General features: G+C 60.1%; 20 protein-coding genes. 10 read left to right on the top strand and 10 right to left on the bottom strand.

Annotation, left to right across the window (positions count from 1 at the left end):
• The first annotated feature begins 64 nt into the window (after positions 1–64).
• Positions 65–1,477, top strand: a complete 1,413-nt coding sequence (gene uxaC, locus LBF07_RS08590; protein WP_047060289.1) for a glucuronate isomerase — start codon at positions 65–67, stop codon at positions 1,475–1,477.
• Positions 1,478–1,494: 17 nt separating this feature from the next.
• Positions 1,495–2,982, top strand: a complete 1,488-nt coding sequence (locus tag LBF07_RS08585; protein ID WP_094934456.1) for a UxaA family hydrolase — start codon at positions 1,495–1,497, stop codon at positions 2,980–2,982.
• 92 nt (positions 2,983–3,074) lie between these two features.
• Here LBF07_RS08585 and sstT read toward each other — a convergent pair whose 3' ends face one another.
• From sstT to LBF07_RS08565, 4 genes are all read right to left on the bottom strand, one after another.
• A complete protein-coding gene (gene sstT / locus LBF07_RS08580) occupies positions 3,075–4,316 on the bottom strand; it encodes a serine/threonine transporter SstT (RefSeq protein WP_094934455.1) in 1,242 nt (413 codons plus the stop codon).
• Between the two features lie 219 nt (positions 4,317–4,535).
• Positions 4,536–5,504 (bottom strand): TerC family protein, encoded by a 969-nt coding sequence (locus tag LBF07_RS08575; RefSeq protein ID WP_029739669.1) that lies wholly within the window; start codon positions 5,502–5,504, stop codon positions 4,536–4,538.
• 250 nt (positions 5,505–5,754) lie between these two features.
• Positions 5,755–6,753: a Gfo/Idh/MocA family protein gene (locus tag LBF07_RS08570; RefSeq protein ID WP_033146716.1), complete on the bottom strand. Its 999-nt coding sequence runs from the start codon at positions 6,751–6,753 to the stop codon at positions 5,755–5,757.
• A gap of 70 nt (positions 6,754–6,823) precedes the next feature.
• Positions 6,824–7,327, bottom strand: a complete 504-nt coding sequence (locus LBF07_RS08565) for a YgjP-like metallopeptidase domain-containing protein (protein WP_023333531.1) — start codon at positions 7,325–7,327, stop codon at positions 6,824–6,826.
• 83 nt (positions 7,328–7,410) lie between these two features.
• On the opposite strand from LBF07_RS08565, the gene rlmG reads away from it, so the two are divergent.
• The gene (rlmG, locus tag LBF07_RS08560; protein ID WP_094934454.1) at positions 7,411–8,547 is read left to right on the top strand and encodes a 23S rRNA (guanine(1835)-N(2))-methyltransferase RlmG; all 1,137 of its coding nucleotides are present in this window, start codon (positions 7,411–7,413) and stop codon (positions 8,545–8,547) included.
• Positions 8,548–8,667: 120 nt separating this feature from the next.
• Here rlmG and LBF07_RS08555 read toward each other — a convergent pair whose 3' ends face one another.
• The 3 genes from LBF07_RS08555 to lsrR form a co-directional block, all read right to left on the bottom strand.
• Positions 8,668–10,689: an NADPH-dependent 2,4-dienoyl-CoA reductase gene (locus LBF07_RS08555; protein ID WP_094934453.1), complete on the bottom strand. Its 2,022-nt coding sequence runs from the start codon at positions 10,687–10,689 to the stop codon at positions 8,668–8,670.
• A 207-nt stretch (positions 10,690–10,896) separates the two neighbouring features.
• Complete coding sequence (gene lsrK / locus LBF07_RS08550; RefSeq protein ID WP_094934452.1) at positions 10,897–12,495, bottom strand: autoinducer-2 kinase; 1,599 nt, start codon at positions 12,493–12,495, stop codon at positions 10,897–10,899.
• 32 nt (positions 12,496–12,527) lie between these two features.
• Positions 12,528–13,499, bottom strand: a complete 972-nt coding sequence (lsrR, locus tag LBF07_RS08545) for a transcriptional regulator LsrR (protein ID WP_094934451.1) — start codon at positions 13,497–13,499, stop codon at positions 12,528–12,530.
• A 215-nt stretch (positions 13,500–13,714) separates the two neighbouring features.
• On the opposite strand from lsrR, the gene lsrA reads away from it, so the two are divergent.
• The 6 genes from lsrA to lsrG are packed head-to-tail and all read left to right on the top strand — an operon-like array spanning position 13,715 to position 19,400.
• A complete protein-coding gene (gene lsrA, locus LBF07_RS08540) occupies positions 13,715–15,202 on the top strand; it encodes an autoinducer 2 ABC transporter ATP-binding protein LsrA (RefSeq protein WP_094934450.1) in 1,488 nt (495 codons plus the stop codon).
• A complete protein-coding gene (gene lsrC / locus LBF07_RS08535) occupies positions 15,199–16,230 on the top strand; it encodes an autoinducer 2 ABC transporter permease LsrC (protein WP_048981226.1) in 1,032 nt (343 codons plus the stop codon). Before lsrA ends, lsrC begins: the two co-directional genes overlap by 4 nt.
• The gene (gene lsrD / locus LBF07_RS08530) at positions 16,231–17,208 is read left to right on the top strand and encodes an autoinducer 2 ABC transporter permease LsrD (protein ID WP_064673346.1); all 978 of its coding nucleotides are present in this window, start codon (positions 16,231–16,233) and stop codon (positions 17,206–17,208) included.
• A 1-nt stretch (position 17,209) separates the two neighbouring features.
• Positions 17,210–18,211: an autoinducer 2 ABC transporter substrate-binding protein LsrB gene (lsrB, locus tag LBF07_RS08525; protein WP_094934449.1), complete on the top strand. Its 1,002-nt coding sequence runs from the start codon at positions 17,210–17,212 to the stop codon at positions 18,209–18,211.
• Between the two features lie 11 nt (positions 18,212–18,222).
• Positions 18,223–19,110 carry a 3-hydroxy-5-phosphonooxypentane-2,4-dione thiolase gene (gene lsrF / locus LBF07_RS08520; RefSeq protein WP_033146707.1) on the top strand — a complete coding sequence of 296 codons (888 nt, stop codon included), beginning with the start codon at positions 18,223–18,225 and terminating at the stop codon, positions 19,108–19,110.
• A complete protein-coding gene (gene lsrG, locus LBF07_RS08515) occupies positions 19,107–19,400 on the top strand; it encodes a (4S)-4-hydroxy-5-phosphonooxypentane-2,3-dione isomerase (RefSeq protein WP_008503162.1) in 294 nt (97 codons plus the stop codon). Before lsrF ends, lsrG begins: the two co-directional genes overlap by 4 nt.
• Positions 19,401–19,455: 55 nt before the next feature.
• Here the strand turns inward: lsrG and LBF07_RS08510 are convergent, their stop codons facing one another.
• Both LBF07_RS08510 and LBF07_RS08505 read right to left on the bottom strand, forming a co-directional pair.
• Complete coding sequence (locus tag LBF07_RS08510; RefSeq protein WP_033146705.1) at positions 19,456–20,304, bottom strand: dihydrodipicolinate synthase family protein; 849 nt, start codon at positions 20,302–20,304, stop codon at positions 19,456–19,458.
• A 12-nt stretch (positions 20,305–20,316) separates the two neighbouring features.
• Positions 20,317–21,003 (bottom strand): B3/4 domain-containing protein, encoded by a 687-nt coding sequence (locus tag LBF07_RS08505; protein WP_094934448.1) that lies wholly within the window; start codon positions 21,001–21,003, stop codon positions 20,317–20,319.
• A gap of 42 nt (positions 21,004–21,045) precedes the next feature.
• On the opposite strand from LBF07_RS08505, the gene LBF07_RS08500 reads away from it, so the two are divergent.
• The gene (locus LBF07_RS08500) at positions 21,046–21,648 is read left to right on the top strand and encodes a helix-turn-helix domain-containing protein (protein WP_039260488.1); all 603 of its coding nucleotides are present in this window, start codon (positions 21,046–21,048) and stop codon (positions 21,646–21,648) included.
• Between the two features lie 83 nt (positions 21,649–21,731).
• Here LBF07_RS08500 and ygjG read toward each other — a convergent pair whose 3' ends face one another.
• Positions 21,732–23,111: a putrescine aminotransferase gene (gene ygjG / locus LBF07_RS08495; protein ID WP_023309267.1), complete on the bottom strand. Its 1,380-nt coding sequence runs from the start codon at positions 23,109–23,111 to the stop codon at positions 21,732–21,734.
• Positions 23,112–23,419 lie beyond the last annotated feature (308 nt).

Genomic DNA, 23,419 nt, shown 5'->3' with positions numbered 1-23,419 from the left:
GGTGTGATAACTTTGCAGCATATGAACATACGCTTTCTGCGCTCCCGTAATGAGGAAGACGATAATGACGCCGTTTATGACCGAAGATTTTCTGTTAGATACCGAATTTGCTCGCCGCCTGTACCACGACTACGCAAAAGACCAGCCGATTTTCGACTACCACTGCCATTTACCGCCGCAGCAGGTTGCCGAAAATTATCGCTTCAAAAACCTGTATGACATCTGGCTGAAGGGTGACCACTATAAATGGCGTGCCATGCGCACCAACGGCGTGGCTGAGCGCCTGTGTACCGGCGATGCGACCGACCGCGAGAAGTTTGACGCCTGGGCGGCAACCGTTCCGCACACCATCGGCAACCCGCTCTACCACTGGACCCATCTTGAACTCCGCCGTCCGTTTGGCATCACCGGCAAGCTGCTTTCCCCAACGACCGCGGATGAAATCTGGGATCGCTGCAACGCGCTGCTGGCGCAGGATAACTTCTCCGCGCGCGGCATCATGAAGCAGATGAACGTGAAGATGGTGGGCACCACCGACGATCCGATCGACTCCCTGGAGCATCATGCCGTTGTCGCGAAAGACACCTCTTTTGATATCAAAGTGCTGCCAAGCTGGCGCCCGGACAAAGCCTTCAACATTGAGCAGGCCACCTTCACCGACTACATGGCGAAGCTGGCGGAAGTGTCGGATACCGACATCCGTCGTTTCGCTGACCTGCAAACCGCGCTGACCAAACGTCTGGATCACTTCGCGGCGCACGGCTGTAAAGTGTCTGACCACGCGCTGGACGTGGTGCTGTTTGCGGAATCAAACGAAGCCGAGCTGGACAGCATTCTGGCGCGTCGTCTCTCTGGCGAAGGCTTAAGCGAGCACGAAGTGGCGCAGTTCAAAACGGCGGTGCTGGTATTCCTCGGTGCGGAATACGCGCGTCGCGGCTGGGTACAGCAGTACCATATCGGCGCGCTACGCAATAATAACCAGCGCCAGTTCAAACTGCTCGGTGCTGACGTGGGCTTCGACTCCATCAACGATCGTCCGCTGGCGGAAGAGCTGTCAAAACTGCTGAGCAAACAGAACGAACAAAACCTGCTGCCTAAAACCATCCTGTACTGCCTGAACCCGCGCGATAACGAAGTGCTGGGTACCATGGTCGGCAACTTCCAGGGCGAAGGGATGCCGGGCAAGATGCAGTTCGGTTCCGGCTGGTGGTTTAACGATCAGAAAGATGGCATGGAGCGTCAGATGACGCAGCTCGCGCAGCTGGGTCTGCTGAGCCGCTTTGTCGGCATGCTGACCGACAGCCGCAGCTTCCTGTCCTATACCCGTCATGAATATTTCCGACGCATTCTGTGCCAGATGATTGGCCGCTGGGTACACGCGGGCGAAGCGCCAGCGGATATCCAGCTGCTGGGCGAAATGGTGAGAAACATCTGCTTTAACAATGCGCGTGACTACTTCGCCATTGAACTGAACTAAGGCCGTTTGAGGTTGATATGCAATACATCAAAATCCATTCGCTGGATAACGTGGCCGTCGCGCTGACGGATCTCGCTGAAGGCGACGTGGTGACCGTTGATAACCAGAGCGTCACCCTGCGTCAGGCGATCGTCCGTGGACACAAGTTTGCCCTGATCCCCATTGCGAAAGGGGAGAACGTGGTGAAGTACGGTTTGCCCATCGGCCATGCGCTGGCGGATATTGCGCCGGGTGAATACATTCACTCACACAATACCCGCACCAATCTGAGCGATCTGGACGAGTACAGCTATCAACCTGATTTACCGGCGGAAGAGCGTCAGGCGGCGGATCGTGAGGTGCAGATCTACCGTCGCGCCAGCGGCGACGTGGGGATCCGCAACGAGCTGTGGATCCTCCCGACCGTCGGCTGCGTCAACGGAATTGCGCGCCAGATCCAGACGCGCTTCCTGAAAGAGACCAACAACGCCGAAGGGACTGACGGCGTGCATCTCTTCAGCCACACCTACGGCTGTTCCCAGCTCGGTGACGACCACATTAACACCCGCACCATGCTGCAAAACATGGTGCGTCACCCGAACGCGGGCGCGGTTCTGGTGATCGGTCTGGGCTGCGAGAACAATCAGGTGGACGCCTTCCGCGACACGCTGGGCGAGTTCGATCCCGAGCGCGTGCATTTTATGGTGTGCCAGCATCAGGACGACGAAGTGGAAGCGGGCGTTGAACAGCTTCACCAGCTTTATGAGGTGATGCGCCACGACAGGCGCGAGCCGGGCAAGCTGAGCGAGCTGAAGTTTGGGCTGGAGTGCGGCGGGTCAGATGGCCTTTCCGGCATTACCGCTAACCCGATGCTGGGCCGCTTCTCGGATTACGTGATTGCCAACGGCGGCACGACGGTGTTGACCGAAGTGCCGGAAATGTTCGGCGCGGAGCGTATTCTGATGAGCCACTGCCGCGACGAAGAAACCTTTGAGAAGACCGTCACCATGGTGAACGACTTCAAACAGTACTTCATCGCCCACAATCAGCCGATTTACGAGAACCCGTCGCCGGGCAACAAAGCGGGCGGGATCACCACGCTGGAAGAGAAATCCCTCGGCTGCACTCAGAAAGCGGGCGCGAGCCAGGTGGCCGACGTTCTGCGCTACGGCGAGCGCCTGAAAACTCACGGTCTGAACCTGCTGAGCGCACCGGGCAACGATGCGGTCGCCACCAGCGCGCTGGCGGGTGCCGGCTGCCATATGGTGCTGTTCAGTACCGGTCGCGGTACGCCGTACGGTGGTTTTGTGCCGACGGTGAAAATCGCTACCAACAGCGAGCTGGCGGCAAAGAAAAAGCACTGGATCGACTTTGATGCGGGCCAGCTGATTCACGGCAAAGCGATGCCGCAGCTGCTGACGGAGTTCGTGGATACTATCGTGGAATTTGCTAACGGCAGGCAGACCTGTAACGAGAAGAACGACTTCCGCGAGCTGGCGATCTTTAAGAGTGGTGTGACGCTTTAATCGGTGCGGCCTGATGCCCTCACCCTGACCCTCTCCCACGGGGAGAGGGGACAAACACTAAAAACGGCAACCTCAGGGTTGCCGTTTTGCTGTTAGCCTCGCAGGGGGTTCTTCGCTAAACGCGCGTCTTCCGCCTGACAGGCCGCTGCGGTAAACAGCACGTCGGTAGAGGAGTTCAGCGCTGTTTCGCAGGAGTCCTGCAGCACGCCGATGATAAAGCCGACGGCCACAACCTGCATCGCAATCTCGTTCGGGATGCCGAACATATTACACGCCAGGGGGATCAGCAGCAGCGAACCGCCCGCTACGCCGGATGCGCCACAGGCACACAGTGACGCCACCACGCTCAGCAGCAATGCGGTTGGCAGATCCACCGGAATGCCCAGCGTATGCACCGCCGCCAGGGTCAGAACGGTAATGGTGATTGCCGCGCCCGCCATGTTTACGGTTGCGCCCAGTGGGATCGACACGGAGTAGGTATCGCGGTCCAGGTTCAGCTTCTCCGCCAGCGCCATGTTAACCGGAATGTTCGCCGCAGAGCTGCGGGTGAAGAAGGCATACACGCCGCTTTCGCGCAGGCAGGTCAGCACCAGCGGATACGGGTTGCGGCGGATCTGCCAGAACACCAGCAGCGGGTTGATCACCAGCGCCACCAGCAGCATACAGCCGACCAGCACAACCAGCAGCTGCGCGTAGCCCCACAGCGCGTCGAAACCGGTGGTTGCAAGCGTAGAGGAGACCAGCCCGAAAATACCGATTGGCGCAAAGCGAATCACCAGCTTCACCATAAAGGTCACGGCGTTGGACAGATCGTTGACCAGGTTTTTCGTGGTGTCGTTACCGTGACGCAGCGCGAAGCCCAGACCAATCGCCCAGACCAGGATGCCAATGTAGTTTCCGCTCATCAGCGCGGTGATGGGGTTAGAAACCATGCTCATCAGCAGTCCGCGAAGCACTTCGACAATGCCGGATGGCGGCGTGATGTCACCGGCCGCGCTGGTCAGGTGCAGCGTGGACGGGAACAGGAAGCTAAACACCACGGCCGTTAAGGCAGCCGAGAAGGTTCCCAGCAGATACAGGAACAGAATGGGGCGAATGTTGGTTTTTTGTCCGTGCTGGTGGTTGGCAATCGACGCCATGACCAGCATCAGAACCAGTACCGGTGCGACGGCCTTCAGTGCGCCAACGAAAAGGGGCCCGAGCAGCCCCGTAGCCTCCGCAGCAGGTTTTGACACCATCGCCAGCAGAATACCCAGCACCAGCCCGACCAGAATTTGTTTAACGAGGCTGCCCTGCGCCAGGCGCGCGAACAGTCCGCTTGATTGTGTGCTCATACGTATTTCCTGAGTGAAATTGCGTTCCATCCCGGATGTGCTCTTAGTCACATTTATGTCCGGATGTAAGTAAATGTTTGCCTGGTCGAGTATAGGGAATGCGCGAAAGGAAGAAAGCGTAAAATGCTGGATTTTACGTGTTGCATCATATTTTTTAACTGCTGCGTTACAAAAGTGTGTTCACCCTCTCCCTGCGGGAGAGGGCTGGGGTGAGGGGGATTACTCCACCTGCTGCTTCTTATCGTGCTGGCGGTTAACCCAGGTATTGATAATCAGCGTCACGATCAGAATGCCAAACACCACGCCGAGCGAAATGGCGATCGGGATATGGTAGAAATCGACGATCAGCATCTTGATGCCGATAAACACCAGGATCACCGACAGACCGTACTTCAGCATCGAGAATCGCTCCGCCGCGCCCGCCAGCAGGAAGTACATCGCACGCAGGCCGAGAATGGCGAACAGGTTAGACGTCAGGACGATGAACGGGTCGGTGGTCACCGCGAAGATCGCCGGAATGCTGTCCACCGCGAAAATCACGTCGCTCAGCTCAACCAGAATCAGTACCAGCAGCAGCGGAGTGGCGAACAGCAGGCCGTTCTTGCGCACGAAGAAGTGCTCGCTCTCGATCTTGTCGGTCATGCGCAGATGCCCACGGATCCACTTCACCAGCGGGCGATCGCCAATCGCGGAGCCGTCTTCTTTCGCCAGCGCCATTTTGACCCCGGTGAACAGCAGGAACGCGCCGAAGACGTACAGCAGCCATTCGAACTGGGTAATCAGCCAGCTGCCGGCGAAGATCATGATGGTACGCAGGATAATCGCGCCCAGCACGCCATACACCAGCACGCGTCGCTGCAGGGCAGCAGGCACGGCAAAGTAGCTGAACAGCATCAGCCAGACGAAGACGTTATCAACCGCCAGGGCTTTTTCAATCAGATAACCGGTGAGGAAGGCGAGCGCCTGAGGGTCGGCCACCGCACGGCCTTCGGTCGAGGCCAGGTACCACCAGAAGGCGGCACAAAACAGCAGGGAGAGGGTGACCCACACCAGAGACCAGGCCGCAGCCTGTTTGATGCTCATGCCGTGCGCGCCGCGACGGCCCTGCAAAAAGAGGTCGATCGCCAGCATGATGAGCACGACAACCGCGAATCCGCCCCACAACATTGGAGTGCCGACAGAATGCATACTATTTTCCTTACACATAAAAAACAAAAACGGCCATGGTCAGAAGACGATAGCCGTTAGCTTTTTATGCATAGACCTCGCCTTCCGGCAAGGTCTCACTTACAACCACGAAGGTTGCCCGGCGACCGGATGCGTGTTTAACGCATCGTAATGACGATCCACCGGCGAAGAAGTTACTCCCCTTTGCAGGTAACAAAATATGTCAGACCATCGGTTTCGTCAATGGTCTGCGCCGTTTCATTACACAGCTTTACGCGATCGCTTCCGCGCTCACGCCGTCTGCCGGGAATACCACGCCGGTCTGGCGACGGATCTCCGTTTGCAGCTTCGCCGTGGTGCGGCTCACCGCGAGGCCGGGGTGATTCACTTCGTTGTCTTCCACCAGACGGGCGAAGACCTCTGCCTCATAGAGCATAGTGTTAATATGCTGAGGCTGCGTCAGCTCCTGCGCTTTGCCGCCGCGCGGCACAAAGCTCACTTTCTGGCACTCGGAGATCTTCTCGATAACCAGCGAGCCCGCTTCGCCCTGAATTTCGCTCGGCAGCACGGAATCGCTCACCTTGGAGTGCTGCAGCGTGACGCTGAAATCACCGTAATCCAGCACCGCGACACCGTGCGCATCCACGCCGCTCTCCAGCAGGCTGGCGGTGGCGCTGACGCCGTGCGGTTCGCCCCACAGGGCCACGGCAGAGGCCAGGCAGTAGAAACCGATATCCATAATCGAGCCGTTCGAGAAGGCCGGATTAAAGGTGTTCGGGTTCTCGCCGTCCAGGTAGCGCTGGTAGCGCGACGAGTACTGGCAGTAGTTGATAAAGGCTTTACGCACCTTGCCAATTTTCGGCAGGGACTGCTGCAGCAGCAGGAAATTCGGCAGGCTGGCGGTTTTGAACGCTTCGAACAGCACCACCTGGTTTTCGCGGGCAAGCGCAATGGCCGCTTCCACTTCCTCAATATTTGACGCCAGCGGCTTCTCGCAAATCACATGCTTTTTGTGGCTGAGGAACAGCTTCGTTTGCGGGAAGTGCAGGGAGTTCGGGCTGGCGATATACACCGCGTCAATGGCGTCGCTTTGCGCCATGTCATCAAGCGAAGTGAAGAGATGCTCAACGAGGTAATCGTTGGCAAAACTCTGCGCCTGCTCAAGGCTGCGGGAATAGACTGCGGTAAGCTTAAGTTTGCCGGTTTCGTGGGCGGCGTCGACGAACTGGCGCGTGATCCAGTTCGTACCAATGACTGCGAAACGTATCATAAACGTTTACGTACTCCGTAGCGGGGAACCTTTAGCCACTGTAGCACGTCATCATGACAATTCGCGTGCGCTATTCCGCATTACCATTTAACGATAAATGCGTAAGCCATAGTCGGGTATCAAACTCCAGCTGGTGGTACTGCGGCTCCATGTGGCAGCACAGGGAATAGAACGCTTTGTCGTGCTCTTTCTCCTTCAGGTGCGCCAGCTCGTGGACCACGATCATCCGCAGAAAGGCTTCCGGCGCGTTACGGAAAACCGTCGCGACGCGGATTTCGGCCTTCGCTTTCAGCTTGCCGCCCTGTACGCGGGAAATGGCGGTGTGCAGGCCAAGCGCGTTTTTCAGCACGTGGATCTTGTTGTCGTACATCACCTTGTTGATCGGCGGCGCGCTCTTCAGATACCGGCTTTTCAGATCCTGCGTATACTGCCAGAGGGCCTTATCGGTCGCGAAATCGTGCGTGCCGGGATAGCGTTTTTCCAGCACCGCGCCGAGCTTCTGCTCGGCAATCAGGCTGCGAACCTGAGTCAGTAAATGCTCCGGATAGCCCTGGAGATAAGTAAGTTGGTTCATCAAAAGCCCAAATTAATGCGAAAACGGGTATACTCACGCACCCTTTTCAGGGATACGCCAAATTTTACCATTCAGGAGGGCCGATGAGCCACTTAGACAACGGTTTCCGTTCACTCAACCTTAAACGTTTCCCGGAAACGGACGACGTTAACCCGCTCATGGCGTGGGAAGCGGCGGATGAATATCTGCTGCAGCAGTTGGATGAGACTGAAATCCGCGGCCCGGTTTTGATCCTGAATGAAGCCTTTGGCGCGCTGGGCTGCGCCCTGGCGGAGCACACGCCATACAGCATCGGCGATTCCTACCTGAGCGAGCTGGCGACGCGTGAAAACCTGCGCCATAACGACATCGAAGAGTCCAGCGTGAAGTTCCTCGACAGCACCGCGGACTACCCGCAGGCGCCGGGCGTGGTGCTGATCAAAGTGCCAAAAACCATGGCGCTTCTGGAGCAACAGCTGCGCGCGCTGCGTAAGGTCGTGACGCCGGAAACGCGCATCATTGCGGGCGCTAAAGCGCGCGATATTCACACCTCGACGCTTGAGCTGTTCGAGAAAGTCCTCGGCCCGACCACCACGACGCTGGCCTGGAAAAAAGCGCGCCTGATCAACTGCACCTTCAGCGCACCGGAGCTGGCCGACGCGCCGGAGACCCTGAGCTGGAAGCTGGAAGGCACCGACTGGACCATCCACAACCATGCGAACGTCTTCTCCCGCACCGGGCTGGATATCGGGGCGCGTTTCTTTATGGAACATCTGCCGGAAAATCTGGAAGGTGAGATTGTCGATCTGGGCTGCGGTAACGGCGTGATTGGCCTGACGCTGCTGGCGAAGAACCCGGACGCCAGCGTGGTGTTCAGTGACGAGTCGCCGATGGCGGTGGCCTCCAGCCGTCTGAACGTGGAAACCAACATGCCGGATGCGCTGGACCGCTGCGAGTTTATGATCAACAACGCGCTGTCCGGCGTAGAGCCGTTCCGCTTCAACGCCGTGTTCTGCAACCCGCCGTTCCACCAGAAGCACGCCCTGACGGATAACGTCGCGTGGGAGATGTTCCACCACGCGCGCCGCTGCCTGAAAATCAACGGCGAGCTGTACATCGTGGCGAACCGCCACCTGGACTACTTCCACAAGCTGAAGAAGATTTTCGGCAACTGCGTCACCGTTGCGACGAACAATAAATTCGTGGTGCTGAAGGCGGTGAAGCTGGGACGTCGTCGGTAAGATTGGGGATGTGCGGCCTGATGCCCTCACCCCGGCCCTCTCCCACAGGGAGAGGGAGCAAACGCTAAAAACGGCAACTGGGTTGCCGTTTTGCTTTTACCCTGGCCGCCCGGCAATACCCTAGATCGCCAGAGCCAGCTTCGTCCCCTGCGCAATTGCCCGCCGCGCGTCCAGCTCCATCGCCACGTCGCACCCGCCGATCAAATGCACCGTTTTACCGGCTTCGCGCAGCGGATCGGCCAGATCGCGCTTCGGCTCCTGCCCGGCGCATAAAATCACATGATCCACACGTAACAGCTGCGGCTCGCCGCCGATCGTGACGTGCAGACCCTCGTCGTCGATCTTCTGGTAGCCCACCGCCGGGATCATCTTCACCCCGCGCGAGAGCAGGGTGGCGCGGTGGATCCAGCCCGTGGTTTTGCCCAGCCCTTCGCCCGGCTTGCTGGCCTTGCGCTGCAGCATCACGATCTGCCGCGGGCTTTTCGGCAGCTGCGGCCCTTCCGGGCGTAGCCCGCCGGACTGGTTCAGGCTGGTGTCGATACCCCATTCCACGCAAAACTCGGCAATGTTCTGGCTGGTAGCCTCGCCCGGCTGGCTTAAGTACATGGCGGTATCAAAGCCGATCCCGCCGCAGCCGATAATCGCCACCTTCTCGCCGACCGGCGTTTTGTCACGCAATACATCCAGATAGCTCAACACCCTCGGATGATCGATACCCTCGATCGCAGGCGTGCGCGGCACGATCCCGCTCGCCAGGATCACCTCGTCGAAACCGATCAGATCCGCCGCGCTGACAAACTGATTAAGCCGCAGCTCGACGCCCGTCAGGTCGATCATCCGGCGGTAGTAGCGCAGGGTTTCATAGAACTCCTCTTTGCCGGGGATCTGTTTGGCGATATTAAACTGCCCGCCAATCTCCGCCAGCGCATCAAACAGCGTCACGCTGTGCCCGCGCGAGGCGGCATTCACCGCAAACGCCAGGCCCGCGGGGCCAGCGCCCACCACGGCCAGACGCTTTTTATTAACCGCCGGAACGATCGGCATTTTGGTTTCATGGCAGGCGCGCGGGTTAACCAGGCAAGAGGTGACCTTGCCGACGAAGATCTGATCCAGACAGGCCTGGTTACAGCCGATGCAGGTGTTGATCTCGTCCGCACGGCCGCTTTGCGCTTTGGAAAGCAGTTCGGCATCGGCCAGGAACGGGCGCGCCATCGACACCATGTCGGCGTCGCCGCGTGAAATCACTTCGTCCGCTACCTGCGGATCGTTAATGCGGTTGGTGGTGACCAGTGGAACAGAGACTTTGCCTTTCAGCTTCCGTGTTACCCAGCTGAACGCCGCGCGCGGCACCGGCGTGGCGATGGTCGGGATGCGCGCCTCGTGCCAGCCGATGCCGGTGTTGATAATGGTGGCACCGGCGGCTTCAATCGCCTGCGCCAGCTGCACGGTTTCGTCGAACGTGCCGCCGCCTTCCACCAGGTCGAGCATCGACAGGCGGAAGACGATAATAAAGTCTGCGCCCGCACGTTCGCGCACCGCTCGCACTACCTCCACGGCAAAGCGCATCCGGCGGGCATAGTCGCCGCCCCATTCGTCGTCGCGCTGGTTGGTGCGGGCCGCGAGGAACTCGTTAATCAGATAGCCTTCAGAGCCCATCACCTCCACGCCGTCATAGCCCGCCTCGCGCGCCAGCGCCGCGCAGCGGGCAAAGTCGTCGATCAGCGCCAGGATCTCATCGTGGCTGAGGGCATGAGGTTTAAAGCGGTTGATTGGCGCCTGAATGGCCGACGGCGCGACCAGGTTCGGCTGATAGCTGTAGCGCCCGGTGTGCAGGATTTGCAGGGCGATTTTACCGCCCTCGCGGTGTACCGCGTCGGTCACAATGCGGTGGTGCGGCAGCTGTGACGCATCGTTCAGAACCGCGCCGCCCTCCATGCCCACGCCGGAAGGCGCCGGGGCCACGCCGCCGGTGACAATCAGCGCCACCCCGTGGCGGGCGCGCTCGGCATAGAAGGCTGCCAGACGCTCGGCCCCGTCCGGATGCTCCTCCAGCCCGGTGTGCATCGAGCCCATCAACACGCGGTTTTTGAGTGTGGTGAACCCCAGATCGAGGGGGGCGAATAACGACGGGTAGCGGCTCATAGTCTCTTCCAGTGTAAAATTATTGTTATGTGGTCGGATGAGTTACTAATTTAGCCAGCGGGAGCGGAAAGGTAAAAGCGGGATCGAATGATTGTGATAGATCTCAAAGAACTTCGCCCCTCACCCTAACCCTCTCCCCAAAGGGGAGAAGGGACTGGCTGGTGCGGTCTCAAAGAATTGGCTCGCTCTGATTTTTTCCCTCTCCCCTCAGGGGAGAGGGGCAGGGTGAGGGGTGTGGGTTTTTACTAACCCCGGGGCCTGCCACATCGACGTCGTCAGCCCGCTGTCCACCAGCCCAAGCTGGTCGGCGTACACCGCCTGCCATTTCTGCATCATGCCGTCGTACAGCTCGCGGTGCTGCGGGTTTGGCGTGAACTCGCGGCTCCACTTCACCAGCCGCTCGCCCGTCGAGGCCATATCCGCAAACAGCCCCGCGCCCGCGCCTGCGGCAATAACGCAGCCGAGCGCCGTCGCCTCTTTCACTTCCGGCACGCGCACCGGCAGCCCGGTGACGTCGCTTAAAATTTGGCTCCACAGGGCGCCTTTGGCCCCGCCGCCCGCAAACACCAGGCTTTCAAACGTCACGCCGGAGAAACGCGAAATCTGCGCCAGGTTACAGGCCGAAACGATCGCCGCGTTCTCCTCAAGGGCGCGGAACAGCGTCGCTTTGTTGCACTTTTCCGGGTCGATGGAGAGGTTAATAAACGACGGCGCGGCGTGGTACCACTGCTTGAAATGCATCGCGTCGGAGAAGATCGGCATCACCCCGTGTGAACCCGCCGGCACGCGGCTCGCCATCTCTTCCAGCAGGGAGTAGGTGTCCATCCCCATCCGCTCGGCAATCAGCTTTTCCTCCGCGCAGAAGGCGTCGCGGAACCAGCGCATGGTCAGCCCGGTAAAGAAGCTGATCGACTCCGCCTGCGCCATGCCGGGAATAACGTGCGGGTTCACGCGGATGTTCATGTCGGGGTCGGTGCGCACCTGCGGCAGGTTTACGACCTGCTGCCAGAAGGTGCCGCCCAGCACCGCCGTTTGCCCGGCGCGAACCACGCCCAGCCCCAGACAGCCCAGCTGCACGTCGCCGCCGCCCATCACCACCGGGGTGCCTTCGCGCAGGCCGCTCTGCTGCGCGGCCTCTTTGGTAATCGCGCCCAGCACGGTGCCGGTCTCTTTCACCGGGGAGAGGATATCGGCGCGCAGCCCGGCCATGTCGAGCAGCGCCGGACGCCAGTCGCGGGAAAAGAGATCCAGCATGCCGGTGGTGCCCGCGTTAGACGGGTCGACCGCCAGCTCGCCGGAGAGCTTCGCCGCCAGCCAGTCGCTGATCATGGTGATGGTCGCGGCCTTGCGGTAAATATCCGGGCGATGGTGCGCCAGCCACAGCAGGCGCGGCATGGCGCTCAGCGCCAGCGTCTGGCCGGAAACCTCATACACTTCGGATTCAAAACGGTCGTCGTGGATCTCTTTGAGTTCGGCCACCTCGCGGCTGGCGCGGGCGTCGACGTTGGCGCAGGCCCAGATGGCCTCGCCGTTGCGGTCGTACAGCACGATCCCTTCGCGCATGGAGCAGCAGGCGACGGACTGAATATCCGCCGCGCTCAGGCGCGCGCGCTCCAGCGCCTGATGAATGCACCGGCAGGCCAGCTGCCAGTTGGTCTCCAGATCGAACTCCATCGATCCCGGCACGTTCTCCACGCTCAGGTGCTTCCACTCGGCCTGGCCGACGGCAATCTGGTTGCCCTGTAAATCGAAAATCACGGCGCGAACGCTGCCTGTCCCTGCATCTAACGCTAAAAGGTAACTCATGAGCTTGCCTCGTTGTTAGCGCAGGGCGGCTCTTAGTCGGCCAGAGCCAGCACCGCGCGGGCTGTCGTCTCCTCCGTCACCAGGCCATTGATACGGCGACCCTTCAGTGCGGCATAAATCGCATCGGCTTTCTCTTCTCCTCCGGCCACGCCAACGATGGTGGGCAGCTGCGCCAGTTCATCGAGCGTGACGCCCAGCAGTTCTTTGTGGATCTCCAGCTCCTCGACGCATTCCCCTTCGGCATTGAGGAAATAACCGAGAATGTCGCCGACCGCGCCTTTGCGGGCGTACATCAGCTGTTCACCTTCGCTGATATAGCCGGATCGCAGTATCGTGGCGTCACGGCGCTGGTTCACTGAACCAATGCCGACCACAGCGACGTCGGCGGCGGTCGCGGCGAGGATCACGTCCCGCACGCTGGTTTCGCGTTTTAAGATCCCGGCCACCTCTGCGGATGACACGCGAAGCGGGGCGGGGATCATGCTGACGCTGCAGGCCGCGTCCAGCTGGCCGATACCGGTCATGTACGGCCCGACGCCGCCGGAGAGCGTCACCAGGCGGATCAGCTGCGAGCTGATAAAGCCGCTCAGGTGCTGCAGGCAGCTCATGGTGGTTTCACCAAACCCCACCGCTAATAGCTGGCCGGGTTCCAGCACGCCCATCAGCGACTGCGCCGCGCCAATGCCGAGCCGCACGTTCATCGGCGGCGTATTTAACGCGGGCATCACGCGCACCAGCTTCAGGCCAAAGCGCTGCTGTAGCTCGGTCTCCAGCGCCAGGCAGCCCTCGTAGCGGGAGTTGATCTGCACGCGGATCACCCCGGACTGACGGCCTTTTTCCAGCAGGCGGGAGATCTTCAGGCGCGGCAGCCCGAGCCGCTCGCCGATGTCGTTCTGGGTTAATCCGTCGTGGTAGTAGCACCATGCGACGCGCGCCACCAGCTCCTCTTCCGCCAGTGCCAGCCCGGCAAACCTTACTTCTTCCGCAGTGCGTTTATCGCTCATAGTTGAACTCTTATAAAAATTTAGATCATATGTTCGTGATGGCGCGAAGGGAAAGTGTGAGCCACGCGACAAAACGGATCTTTTAGATCGTTTCTGGTTTATCTGTATCTCAATCGATAAAACTGTGATCCCTGCACGGTTGTAAATATAGTTCACCGTCTACGCTTTTGAACATTATTAAATCTAAAAATCATTTGTTCAATAGCGGAGCGATGATGACACCACTTCTCGACGCGCAGAATATCAGCAAGCAGTTCTCAGGCGTGCCGGTCTTAAAAGGCATTGATTTCACGCTGCTTGCGGGCCAGGTGCACGCCCTGATGGGCGGAAACGGCGCGGGAAAATCGACGCTGATGAAGATCATCGCCGGGGTCGAAACGCCGGACGGCGGTGAACTTTCTGTCGAGGGGCAGTCATATGCGCGGCTCACGCCCGCTCAGGCGCACGGGTTAGGCATTTATCTGGTGCCGCAGGAGCCGCTGCTGTTCCCCAACCTGACGGTGCGGGAAAACATCCTGTTTCGCCTGCCGCGCGAACGCGATCTGGAAAAGCGCCTGGCGGAGAAGCTCCAGCAGCTGCAGTGCCAGCTTAACCTCGACGCCGCCGCCAGCACCCTGGAGGTGGCGGACCAGCAGATGGTGGAGATCCTGCGCGGTCTGATGCGCAACGCCAGGATCCTGATCCTCGACGAACCCACGGCCTCCCTCACGCCCGGCGAAACCGAGCGGCTGTTCCGCCAGATCCGCGCCCTGCAGGCGCTCGGCGTCGGGATTGTCTTTATCTCGCACAAGCTGCCGGAGATTCGCCAGCTGGCAAGCCACGTCTCGGTGATGCGCGACGGCGCGGTGGTGCTGAGCGGTGAAACCGCGCAGTTTGACGACTGCGCCCTGATCGCCGCCATGACGCCGGTAAGCCGGGAGAAATCCCTCAGCGATACGCAAAAGCTGTGGCTGGCGCTGCCGGGCAACCGCCGCACCCAGCCGCAGGATTTCCCGGTGCTGCGGGTGGAGGATCTCACCGGGGAAGGCTTTATCGATCTCAGCCTTGAGATCTACGCCGGCGAGATCGTCGGCCTGGCCGGGCTGGTGGGATCCGGGCGCACCGAGTTTGCGGAAACGCTCTACGGCCTGCGGCCGGTACGCGGCGGACGCGTCTGGCTGGAGAATCAGGACATTACCGCCGAGCCGGTAAGTTCACGCCTGGAAAAAGGGCTGGTCTACCTGCCGGAAGACAGGCAGGTATCCGGCCTGTTCCTCGACGCGCCGATCCGCTGGAACACCGTGGCGCTGAACGAGCCATCGATTTGGCAGCAGCGCAAGCGGGAGTCTGCGGTGGTGGAGCGTTATCACCGGGCGCTGGGGATCAAGCTCAATCATGCGGATCAAACCGTGCGGACGCTCTCCGGCGGCAACCAGCAGAAGGTGCTGCTGGCGCGCTGTCTGGAGGCCAACCCCTTATTGCTGATCGTCGATGAACCGACGCGCGGAGTGGACGTCTCGGCGCGCGCCGACATCTATCAGCTGATAAAAAGCGTGGCGGCGCAGAACGTGGCGGTGCTGATGATCTCAAGCGATCTTGACGAGTTCCCGGGCCTTGCGGACCGCGTGCTGGTGATGCATCAGGGCGTGCTCAGCGGCGAGCTGCCGCGCCACGCCGTCAGCCTCGACAGGATGATGGCGCTGGCATTCGGAGGGCAGTCATGAAGACCTTGCTGAAAAACCGCGAGCTGAGCGCGTTCCTCGCCATTCTGGCGCTGTTCGCCGTGCTGGTGGCGCTGAATCCGTCCTACTTCAGCCTGCAGACGCTGGGGATGATTTTCGCCAGCTCGCAGATCCTGATCCTGCTGGCCATCGGTGCCGCGCTGGTGATGCTGACCCGCAATATCGACGTGTCCGTTGGCTCAACCGTCGGGCTGTCCGCCATTGCCGTCGGCGTGGCGCTGAACAGCGGCTACAGCCTGCCCATTTCCATTCTCTTCGCGCTGTCTGTTGGCGCGCTGGCCGGGGCGTTCAACGGGTTTCTGGTGGTGGGGCTGCGCATCCCGGCGATTGTCGCCACCCTCGGCACGCTGGGGCTGTACCGTGGCGCGATGCTGCTCTGGACCGGCGGAAAGTGGATTGAAGGACTGCCACCCGGGCTGAAATCCCTCTCTGAGCCTGCCGCCATCGGCATTTCGCCGCTCGGCATGCTGGTGTTGATTATCGCGGTCACGGGCGCGTGGACGCTCTCGCGCACCGCGTTCGGGCGTGATTTCTACGCGGTGGGGGATAACCTCGCCGCCGCGCGCCAGCTGGGCGTGGCGGTGAACCGCACCCGCATGATCGCCTTTACCCTCAACGGCATGCTGGCGGCCTGCGCCGGGATCGTCTTTGCCGCGCAGATTGGCTTTGTGCCCAACCAGACCGGCAGCGGGCTGGAGATGAAGGCCATCGCCGCCTGCGTGCTCGGCGGTATTTCGCTGCTGGGCGGCACGGGCACGCTGATTGGCGCGCTGCTCGGCGCCTTCTTCCTGACCCAAATCGACACCGTGCTGGTGCTGTTCAGGCTCCCGGCGTGGTGGAACGACTTTATCGCCGGGCTGGTGCTGCTGGGCGTGCTGGTGCTCGACGGGCGTCTGCGCCAGGCGCTGGCGCGCCATCAGCGGGCGCTGAAGTACGGCCGCTTCCAGCCGGGTAACAAAGGGGGAAAGCACGTCACCCCGTTTCCCAAACGCAAAAAAGAGGTGGCGTAAATGAGGCTTAACTGGGAAAGCGCGCTGCTGATTTTACTGGTGCTGGAGATCCTGCTCTTTGGCGCCATCAACCCGCGCATGCTCGACGTCAACATGCTGCTTTTCAGCACCAGCGACTTCATCTGCATCGGTATCGTGGCGCTGCCGCTCACGCTGGTCATCATCAGCGGCGGGATCGACATCTCCCTCGGCTCAACTATCGGCCTGTGCGCCATCGCGCTGGGCGTGATGATGCAGTCCGGGTGGCCGATGGCGGTCGCTATTCCATTGACGCTGCTGCTCGGCCTGCTGTGCGGGCTGCTGAATGCGGCGCTGATCCACTACACCGGCATTAGTCCTTTAGTCATCACCCTCGGCACGCTTTACCTCTACGGCGGCGGCGCGCTGCTGCTCTCCGGCATGGCGGGTGCGACGGGCTACGAGGGCATCGGCGGTTTCCCGGACGGCTTCACGGCGTTCGCTAACCTCACGGTGCTGGGCCTGCCGATCCCGCTGGTGCTGTTCGCGGTGATTACGGTTTTCTTCTGGCTGATTACCCACCGCGGGCGCTTTGGTCGTCATCTGTTTTTGATTGGGCAAAACCCGCGCGCGGCGCGCTATGCGGCGCTGTCGGTGAACGGCATGCCCTACGCGCTGTACGGCCTGGTGGGCGTGGCCTCGGCGATTGCCGCACTGGTGATGGTCTCCTATTTCGGCTCCGCGCGTTCGGATCTGGGGCGCGATTTGCTGATGCCTGCGCTCACCGCCGCCGTGCTCGGCGGGGCCAATATCTACGGCGGGTCAGGTTCGGTTGTTGGTACGGCGCTGGCGGCGCTGCTGGTGGGCTACCTGCAGCAGGGTTTACAGATGGTCGGCATCCCTAACCAGGTGTCGAGCGCGCTGTCAGGGGCGCTGCTGGTTGTGGTGGTGATGGGACGTTCGCTGAGTCTGCACCGCGAGTGGGTGCGTTCTCTCTTTAGAAAACTATCCGGAGCGTAAGATGAAAACAAAACTGATAGTCCTGGCAATGGCCCTCAGCTTCGCCTCGGCGCAGGCGGCGGACCGCATTGCCTTTATCCCGAAGCTGGTGGGCGTGGGGTTCTTCACCAGCGGCGGCAACGGCGCGAAAGAGACGGGGAAAGACCTCGGCGTGGACGTGACCTACGATGGCCCGACCGAGCCGAGCGTCTCCGGGCAGGTGCAGCTCATCAATAACTTCGTTAACCAGGGCTATAACGCCATTATCGTCTCCGCCGTGTCGCCGGACGGCCTCTGCCCGGCGCTCAAGCGCGCGATGCAGCGCGGCGTCAAGGTCCTGACCTGGGATTCCGACACCAAACCGGAGTGCCGCAGCATCTACATCAACCAGGGGACGCCGGAGCAGCTGGGCGGTCTGCTGGTGGAGATGGCGGGCAAACAGGTCACCAAACCGAACGCTAAAGTAGCGTTCTTCTACTCCAGCCCGACCGTCACCGACCAGAACCAGTGGGTGAAAGAGGCGAAGGCCAAAATCGAGAAAGATCACCCCCAGTGGCAGGTCGTGACGACCCAGTTTGGCTATAACGACGCCACCAAATCCCTGCAAACCGCCGAAGGGATCTTAAAAGCCTATCCGGATCTGGATGCGATTATCGCCCCGGACGCCAACGCGCTTCCAGCGGCGGCGCAGGCGGCGGAAAACCTGAAGCGGGAAGGGGTGGCGATTGTCGGCTTCAGCACGCCGAACGTGATGCGCCCGTACGTTGAGCGCGGCACGGTGAAAGCCTTCGGCCTGTGGGATGTCGTACAACAGGGCAAAATTGCGGTCAACGTCGCCGATCGCCTGCTGAAAAAAGGCGATCTTAACGTCGGCGACAGCGTGGACGTAAAAAATATCGGCGCGCTGAAGGTCGAGCCGAACAGCGTGCAGGGCTACCAGTATGAGGCGAAGGGCAACGGCATCGTGCTGCTGCCGGAGCGCGTGGTGTTCACCAAAGAGAACATCAGCAAATACGATTTCTGACGGGGGAGCAAATGGCTGATTTAGACGACATCAAAGACGGCAAGGATTTTGGCATCGGCACGCCGCAGCAGAATGTGCCGTACACCCTGAAGGGCTGCGGCTCGCTGGACTGGGGCATGCAGTCCAGGCTTGCGCGCATCTTCAACCCGCAGAGCAACCGCACGGTGATGCTGGCCTTTGACCACGGCTACTTTCAGGGGCCGACCACCGGCCTTGAGCGTATCGATCTCTCCATCGCGCCGCTGTTTGGCGAAACCGACGTGCTGATGTGCACCCGCGGCATCCTCAGGAGCCAGGTGCCAGCCGCGACGAACAAACCGGTGGTGCTGCGCGCGTCCGGCGGTAACTCGATTCTGGGCGAACTGTCGAACGAGTGCGTGGCGGTGGCGATGGAGGACGCGCTGCGCCTGAACGTCTGCGCGGTGGCGGCGCAGGTTTACATTGGCAGCGAGTTTGAGCATCAGTCGATCAACAACATCATCAAGCTTGTCGATGCGGGCGCGCGCTACGGTATGCCGACGCTGGCGGTGACGGGCGTGGGGAAAGAGATGGCGCGCGACGCGCGCTATTTCTCGCTGGCCAGCCGCATCGCCGCCGAAATGGGGGCGCAGTTCGTCAAAACCTACTACGTGGACGAGGGCTTTGAAAAAGTGACCGCCAGCTGCCCGGTGCCGATTGTGATCGCCGGGGGCAAAAAGCTGCCGGAGCACGAGGCGCTGGAGATGTGCTGGCGCGCTATCGATCAGGGCGCATCCGGCGTGGACATGGGGCGCAATATCTTCCAGTCCAGCGCGCCGCTCGCCATGCTGAAGGCGGTGAAAAAAGTGGTTCACGAGAACTGGAACGCCCGCGATGCGTTCCAGTTCTGGCAGGATGAGAAACAGGGAGAAGCAAAATGAACGTGACGCTGGTGGAGATCAACATTAAGCCCGAGCGGGTGGACGAGTTTCTGGAGGTGTTTCGCGCCAACCACGAGGGGGCAATCCAGGAGCCGGGAAACCTGCGCTTTGACGTATTGCAGGACCCGAGGGTGAAGACCCGGTTCTTTATCTACGAAGCCTATAAAGACGAGGAGGCGGTGCTGGCGCACAAGCAAACCCCGCACTATCTAGCGTGCGTGGATAAGCTTGAGGAGCTGATGTCGGAGCCGCGCAAGAAACGCAGTTTTGTGGGGCTGTTGCCGGAGTAACAGGCGTTATAAAGGTTTTGTAGGCCGGGTCAGCGCTAGCGCCACCCGGCGTTGTTCAAGCCAGCGCCAGATCCGCAAGTATCGTAGCAAGCGCTTCGCGCGGCTCACCCTGAAGAGCCTGAAGGGGGAAGGGTAGCGCGGGTGTTTCCACTTTCCCCAGCATTTCTGCCGCTGCCGCTACCACCCGCAAACTACCATAATGGCGGAACAGCGCCCAAAGCGGCTCCAGCCGCTCGGATTGTGCCGACTCTTTCGAACGGGCAATCGCCAGCGCTGTTTGCGGAAACAACCCGCCGACCACCGAGTACCAGACGTCAAACCCGGCCTGCAGGGCGGAGGCCGCTCGCCAGTCACCGGCGATGCCCAGCGTGACGGTATCAGGAAGACGAGCGCGTACCTGCAACAGGTCCTCCGGCACGCGGCCAAGCTTAATGGACCCTATATTCGGCAGGGCCGCGGCGGCAAATAACAGTTCATCGCTAAACGAAAAACCGGTTGTGGCGGGATTATCGTAAATGCACAGCGGTACTGAGAGCTGGCGGGTCACCGTTTCATACAGATTAAATACTTCGTCTTCCGTTAATCGCTGGTACGACACGGGTGCCAGCAGCACGCCGGAGACACCTGCCGATTGCGCGTCGTCAGCTAGACGCAGAATATCGTCCAGCCGCAATGCGCCGATGCTGACGATGACCGGAATGTCATCAGCATGCGCCACCGCGCAGCGTGCGATCCGACCGCGCTCTTCAACGGTCAGATAGGCGTAACTTCCCGTTGAGCCCAAAATGCCCAGTGAATCCATACCAGCGTCGACCACGGGGCGCAGAAGATTGATGAAGGAGTGCTCGTCAAACGTCCCCTCTTTCAGGGGGGTTAACGGAAACGCGCTTAACCCGTGAAACATCGTGTTGTCCTCCTACAGCGTCAGCAGCTGAACCCGAGCCGTGGCTCCCGGCATCAGCCGCTGCAGGTTGTTGACCAGTTCTTCTCCTGCCTCTTCCAGTGCCGCAAGGGGCATCGACGGCAGGCTTTCAAGAATAAACCACATGGATTGTGCCTGCCTGTCCAGACGGGTACGTACCCCCTGTCGCCAGTTCCAGCGGCGGCAGGTGACGCCGAGATCGTCGCGCCAGATAACCTCGCCCGGTTCCGGATGTTCCATCACTGGTTGTCCCTCTTTGAAGGTATCAAACGGCTCGCTGCCGTCGGCCAGCGTCAGACGCGGCGCACCCGAATACGCCGCGAGATTTTCCCCGCCCACCGGAATGGCATAGCGAATACTCACCGCGTTATAGATATCTACGACCGGATCCAGCGACGGCAGCGAACCGTCTTTCAGTACCCGCTTGCGCAGGGCAGATGCCGAGCAGGGCGTGCGTTTCGGTTTCGCGCCGAAGGCTTTAAACACCTCATCCCAGTCTGAAAGGTGTGCATCAGCCCATGGCACATCATCATTCAACATCTGCTGGCAGGACTGCGCCAACGCGGCGGGCGCAACCTCGGGGTGGGTTATCGGCGCAGCTTCAACCAGAATGCTCAGCGCCCGAAAGCCCGGGGCAATCCCGGCAAGATGCGAATCTATTGACGGCGTAACGAGAGACATAAATAATCCTGTATTGACTGTTTTATACCATGGTAGTGACCAATGACTGATAAAGTCAATATAATGACTTCGCAGGGTGCCGATGTTGCCCTGGTAAGCCTGGCCGTGGCAAACCGCATACGCAACTGGCGCAAAGAGAAAAAGCTGTCTCTGGACGAGTTGTCCCGCCGGGCAAGCGTTAGCAAAGGCATGCTGGTGGAGATCGAAAAGGGCGCAGCCAACCCCAGTATCGCCATCTTGTGCAAGCTGGCCGCCGCGCTCGGCATCTCCGTAGCGGATATCGTCAACGTATCCAGCGAGCCGCTGGTGCACGTTATCGAAGAGGCCGCGATTCCGGTGCTGTGGCAGGGCGCACAGGGTGGACGCGCCAGACTGCTGGCGGGAACCGCAGGCCCGGATATGATTGAGCTATGGCAGTGGGAGATGCAGCCGGGAGAGCGCTTTACCTCTCCGGGGCACCCGGCGGGAACCTTTGAGCTGCTGCACGTGAACGAAGGCGTTTTAACGTTGACGGTGGATGAGACGGTGACCCAGGTTAACGCTGGCGCATCGGCGGTGGCGAAAACGGAAGCGGCGCACGGATATGCGAACGAAGGCGATACCGTGCTTCGCTTCACCATGACGGTGGCGGAATTTCACCGATAAAAAGCAGCCCGGTGGCGCTACGCTTACCGGGCCTGCATGCAGTATTTTGTAGGCCGGGTAAGCGTAGCGCCACCCGGCGTTGATTACGCCTCTTCCACACTTATTCGCAGCGCTGCCAGCGCTTTACGCGCCGCTTTCAGCACCTGCTCGCACTGCTCAATCGTCAGCGTCAGCGGCGGTTCAATGCGGATGGTTTTCGAGTTGTTGAGCGTTCCGGCGACCAGCACCCGCTGGCGGAACATCTCGCTCGCGAAGCTATAGCCGGTTTCGTTGTCGACAAATTCAATCGCCATCAGCATCCCTTTCCCACGCGCGTCCTGCACCAGGTCCGGATACTCCCGGCCTAGCTGACGGAAGCCGTCCAGCAGCATGTCGCCTTTCTGCTCCGCCTGCGCGGGCAGGTTTTGCTCCAGCAGCACATTGATGGTTGCCAGCGCGGCCGCGCAGGCCAGCGGGTTACCGCCAAAGGTGGTGGTATGCAGGAACGGGTTGTCGAACAGCACCGAGAACACCTCTTCAGTCGCAACCGTCGCACCAATCGGCATCACGCCGCCGCCGAGCGCTTTCGCCAGGCACAGGATGTCCGGCTGAACGTTTTCGTGCTCGCAGGCAAACATCTTGCCGGTGCGCCCCATCCCGGTCTGGACTTCGTCGAGGATCAGCAGCGCGCCAAACTCATCGCACAGCTGACGCACGGCGGGCAGATAGCCCTGCGGAGGGAGGATCACGCCGCCTTCACCCTGAATCGGCTCCAGGATCACCGCCGCCACGTCATCACCGGTTTTACGGCATTCACTCAGCACGGTGCGCATGGCGTTAATGTCGCCAAACGGCACGTGGCGGAAGCCCGGCAGCAGCGGCATAAACGGTTTGCGGAAGGTGGATTTGGCGGTAGCAGACAATGCGCCCAGAGATTTACCGTGGAACGCGCCGCTGGTGGCGATAAAGGTGAATTTCCCGCGCGGCGACTGGTACGCTTTGGCGAGTTTAATCGCCGCTTCGACCGATTCCGTGCCGCTGTTGCTAAAGAAGCTGTACTTCAGTTTGCCGGGCGTTAAGGCCGCCAGCGTTTTCGCGAGCATGGCGCGAAGCGGGTCGAGCAGTTCCTGGCTATGGAGAGGTTGTTTCGCAAGTTGATTCTGTACGGCGGAAACCACAACTGGATTACGGTGCCCCACGTTGAAGATACCAAAACCACCCAGGCAATCGATAAACTCCTGTCCCTGGGTGTCGACAAGCGTGTTAAGACTCCCCGCTTGCCACTCTACGGCTCCGTAATCCCCGCCGGCGGTAACAGATTTGCGATACTCCAGAAAACCTGGATTGACGTGCTCTTTAAAGTAATCGATGACCTCTCGGTTAAGTTGTTTCATCTCCTCATGATCGAGCGTTCGCTTCTCAATGAGATTCAGTGCGTGCGCGGTACAGGCAAGAGCCGAGGCGCTGGAAGGTAACCTGTTCAAAATGTGCTCCCGGGGATCGCGTATCACATGATACTGGTTTAAGTATTGCAGGGATTACGCCACTTCAGATGACTTAACGAAAATCGGGATAAACGCCAGGTTAAAATAATGTTGCACAATATTTAATCATGCCGGAGCAACCGAAACGGGATTTAGCGGTACAGGACAAAAAGGGTAAATGAGGCCGGAAAAGCGCATCTGCACTAAAGAAGTGCATTGGCTGCAACTTAAGTGGGCGTTAACTGGTCATGCTTTATAGGTAATTTCTTTGCGAAAGTATTTGAAATCAATGAATTATAAAATCGTAC

Origin of the sequence: Enterobacter cloacae complex sp. ECL352 (assembly GCF_020149545.1) — a bacterium.
Classification (GTDB): domain Bacteria; phylum Pseudomonadota; class Gammaproteobacteria; order Enterobacterales; family Enterobacteriaceae; genus Enterobacter; species Enterobacter asburiae_B.
This window is presented reverse-complemented; position numbering and strand designations above follow the sequence as displayed.

Coding starts and splice junctions, on each gene's coding strand:
- uxaC (WP_047060289.1), top strand. CDS start 65: ATGACGCCGTTTATGACCGAAGATTTTCTGTTAGATACCGAATTTGCT.
- LBF07_RS08585 (WP_094934456.1), top strand. CDS start 1,495: ATGCAATACATCAAAATCCATTCGCTGGATAACGTGGCCGTCGCGCTG.
- sstT (WP_094934455.1), bottom strand. CDS start 4,316: ATGAGCACACAATCAAGCGGACTGTTCGCGCGCCTGGCGCAGGGCAGC.
- LBF07_RS08575 (WP_029739669.1), bottom strand. CDS start 5,504: ATGCATTCTGTCGGCACTCCAATGTTGTGGGGCGGATTCGCGGTTGTC.
- LBF07_RS08570 (WP_033146716.1), bottom strand. CDS start 6,753: ATGATACGTTTCGCAGTCATTGGTACGAACTGGATCACGCGCCAGTTC.
- LBF07_RS08565 (WP_023333531.1), bottom strand. CDS start 7,327: ATGAACCAACTTACTTATCTCCAGGGCTATCCGGAGCATTTACTGACT.
- rlmG (WP_094934454.1), top strand. CDS start 7,411: ATGAGCCACTTAGACAACGGTTTCCGTTCACTCAACCTTAAACGTTTC.
- LBF07_RS08555 (WP_094934453.1), bottom strand. CDS start 10,689: ATGAGCCGCTACCCGTCGTTATTCGCCCCCCTCGATCTGGGGTTCACC.
- lsrK (WP_094934452.1), bottom strand. CDS start 12,495: ATGAGTTACCTTTTAGCGTTAGATGCAGGGACAGGCAGCGTTCGCGCC.
- lsrR (WP_094934451.1), bottom strand. CDS start 13,499: ATGAGCGATAAACGCACTGCGGAAGAAGTAAGGTTTGCCGGGCTGGCA.
- lsrA (WP_094934450.1), top strand. CDS start 13,715: ATGACACCACTTCTCGACGCGCAGAATATCAGCAAGCAGTTCTCAGGC.
- lsrC (WP_048981226.1), top strand. CDS start 15,199: ATGAAGACCTTGCTGAAAAACCGCGAGCTGAGCGCGTTCCTCGCCATT.
- lsrD (WP_064673346.1), top strand. CDS start 16,231: ATGAGGCTTAACTGGGAAAGCGCGCTGCTGATTTTACTGGTGCTGGAG.
- lsrB (WP_094934449.1), top strand. CDS start 17,210: ATGAAAACAAAACTGATAGTCCTGGCAATGGCCCTCAGCTTCGCCTCG.
- lsrF (WP_033146707.1), top strand. CDS start 18,223: ATGGCTGATTTAGACGACATCAAAGACGGCAAGGATTTTGGCATCGGC.
- lsrG (WP_008503162.1), top strand. CDS start 19,107: ATGAACGTGACGCTGGTGGAGATCAACATTAAGCCCGAGCGGGTGGAC.
- LBF07_RS08510 (WP_033146705.1), bottom strand. CDS start 20,304: ATGTTTCACGGGTTAAGCGCGTTTCCGTTAACCCCCCTGAAAGAGGGG.
- LBF07_RS08505 (WP_094934448.1), bottom strand. CDS start 21,003: ATGTCTCTCGTTACGCCGTCAATAGATTCGCATCTTGCCGGGATTGCC.
- LBF07_RS08500 (WP_039260488.1), top strand. CDS start 21,046: ATGACTGATAAAGTCAATATAATGACTTCGCAGGGTGCCGATGTTGCC.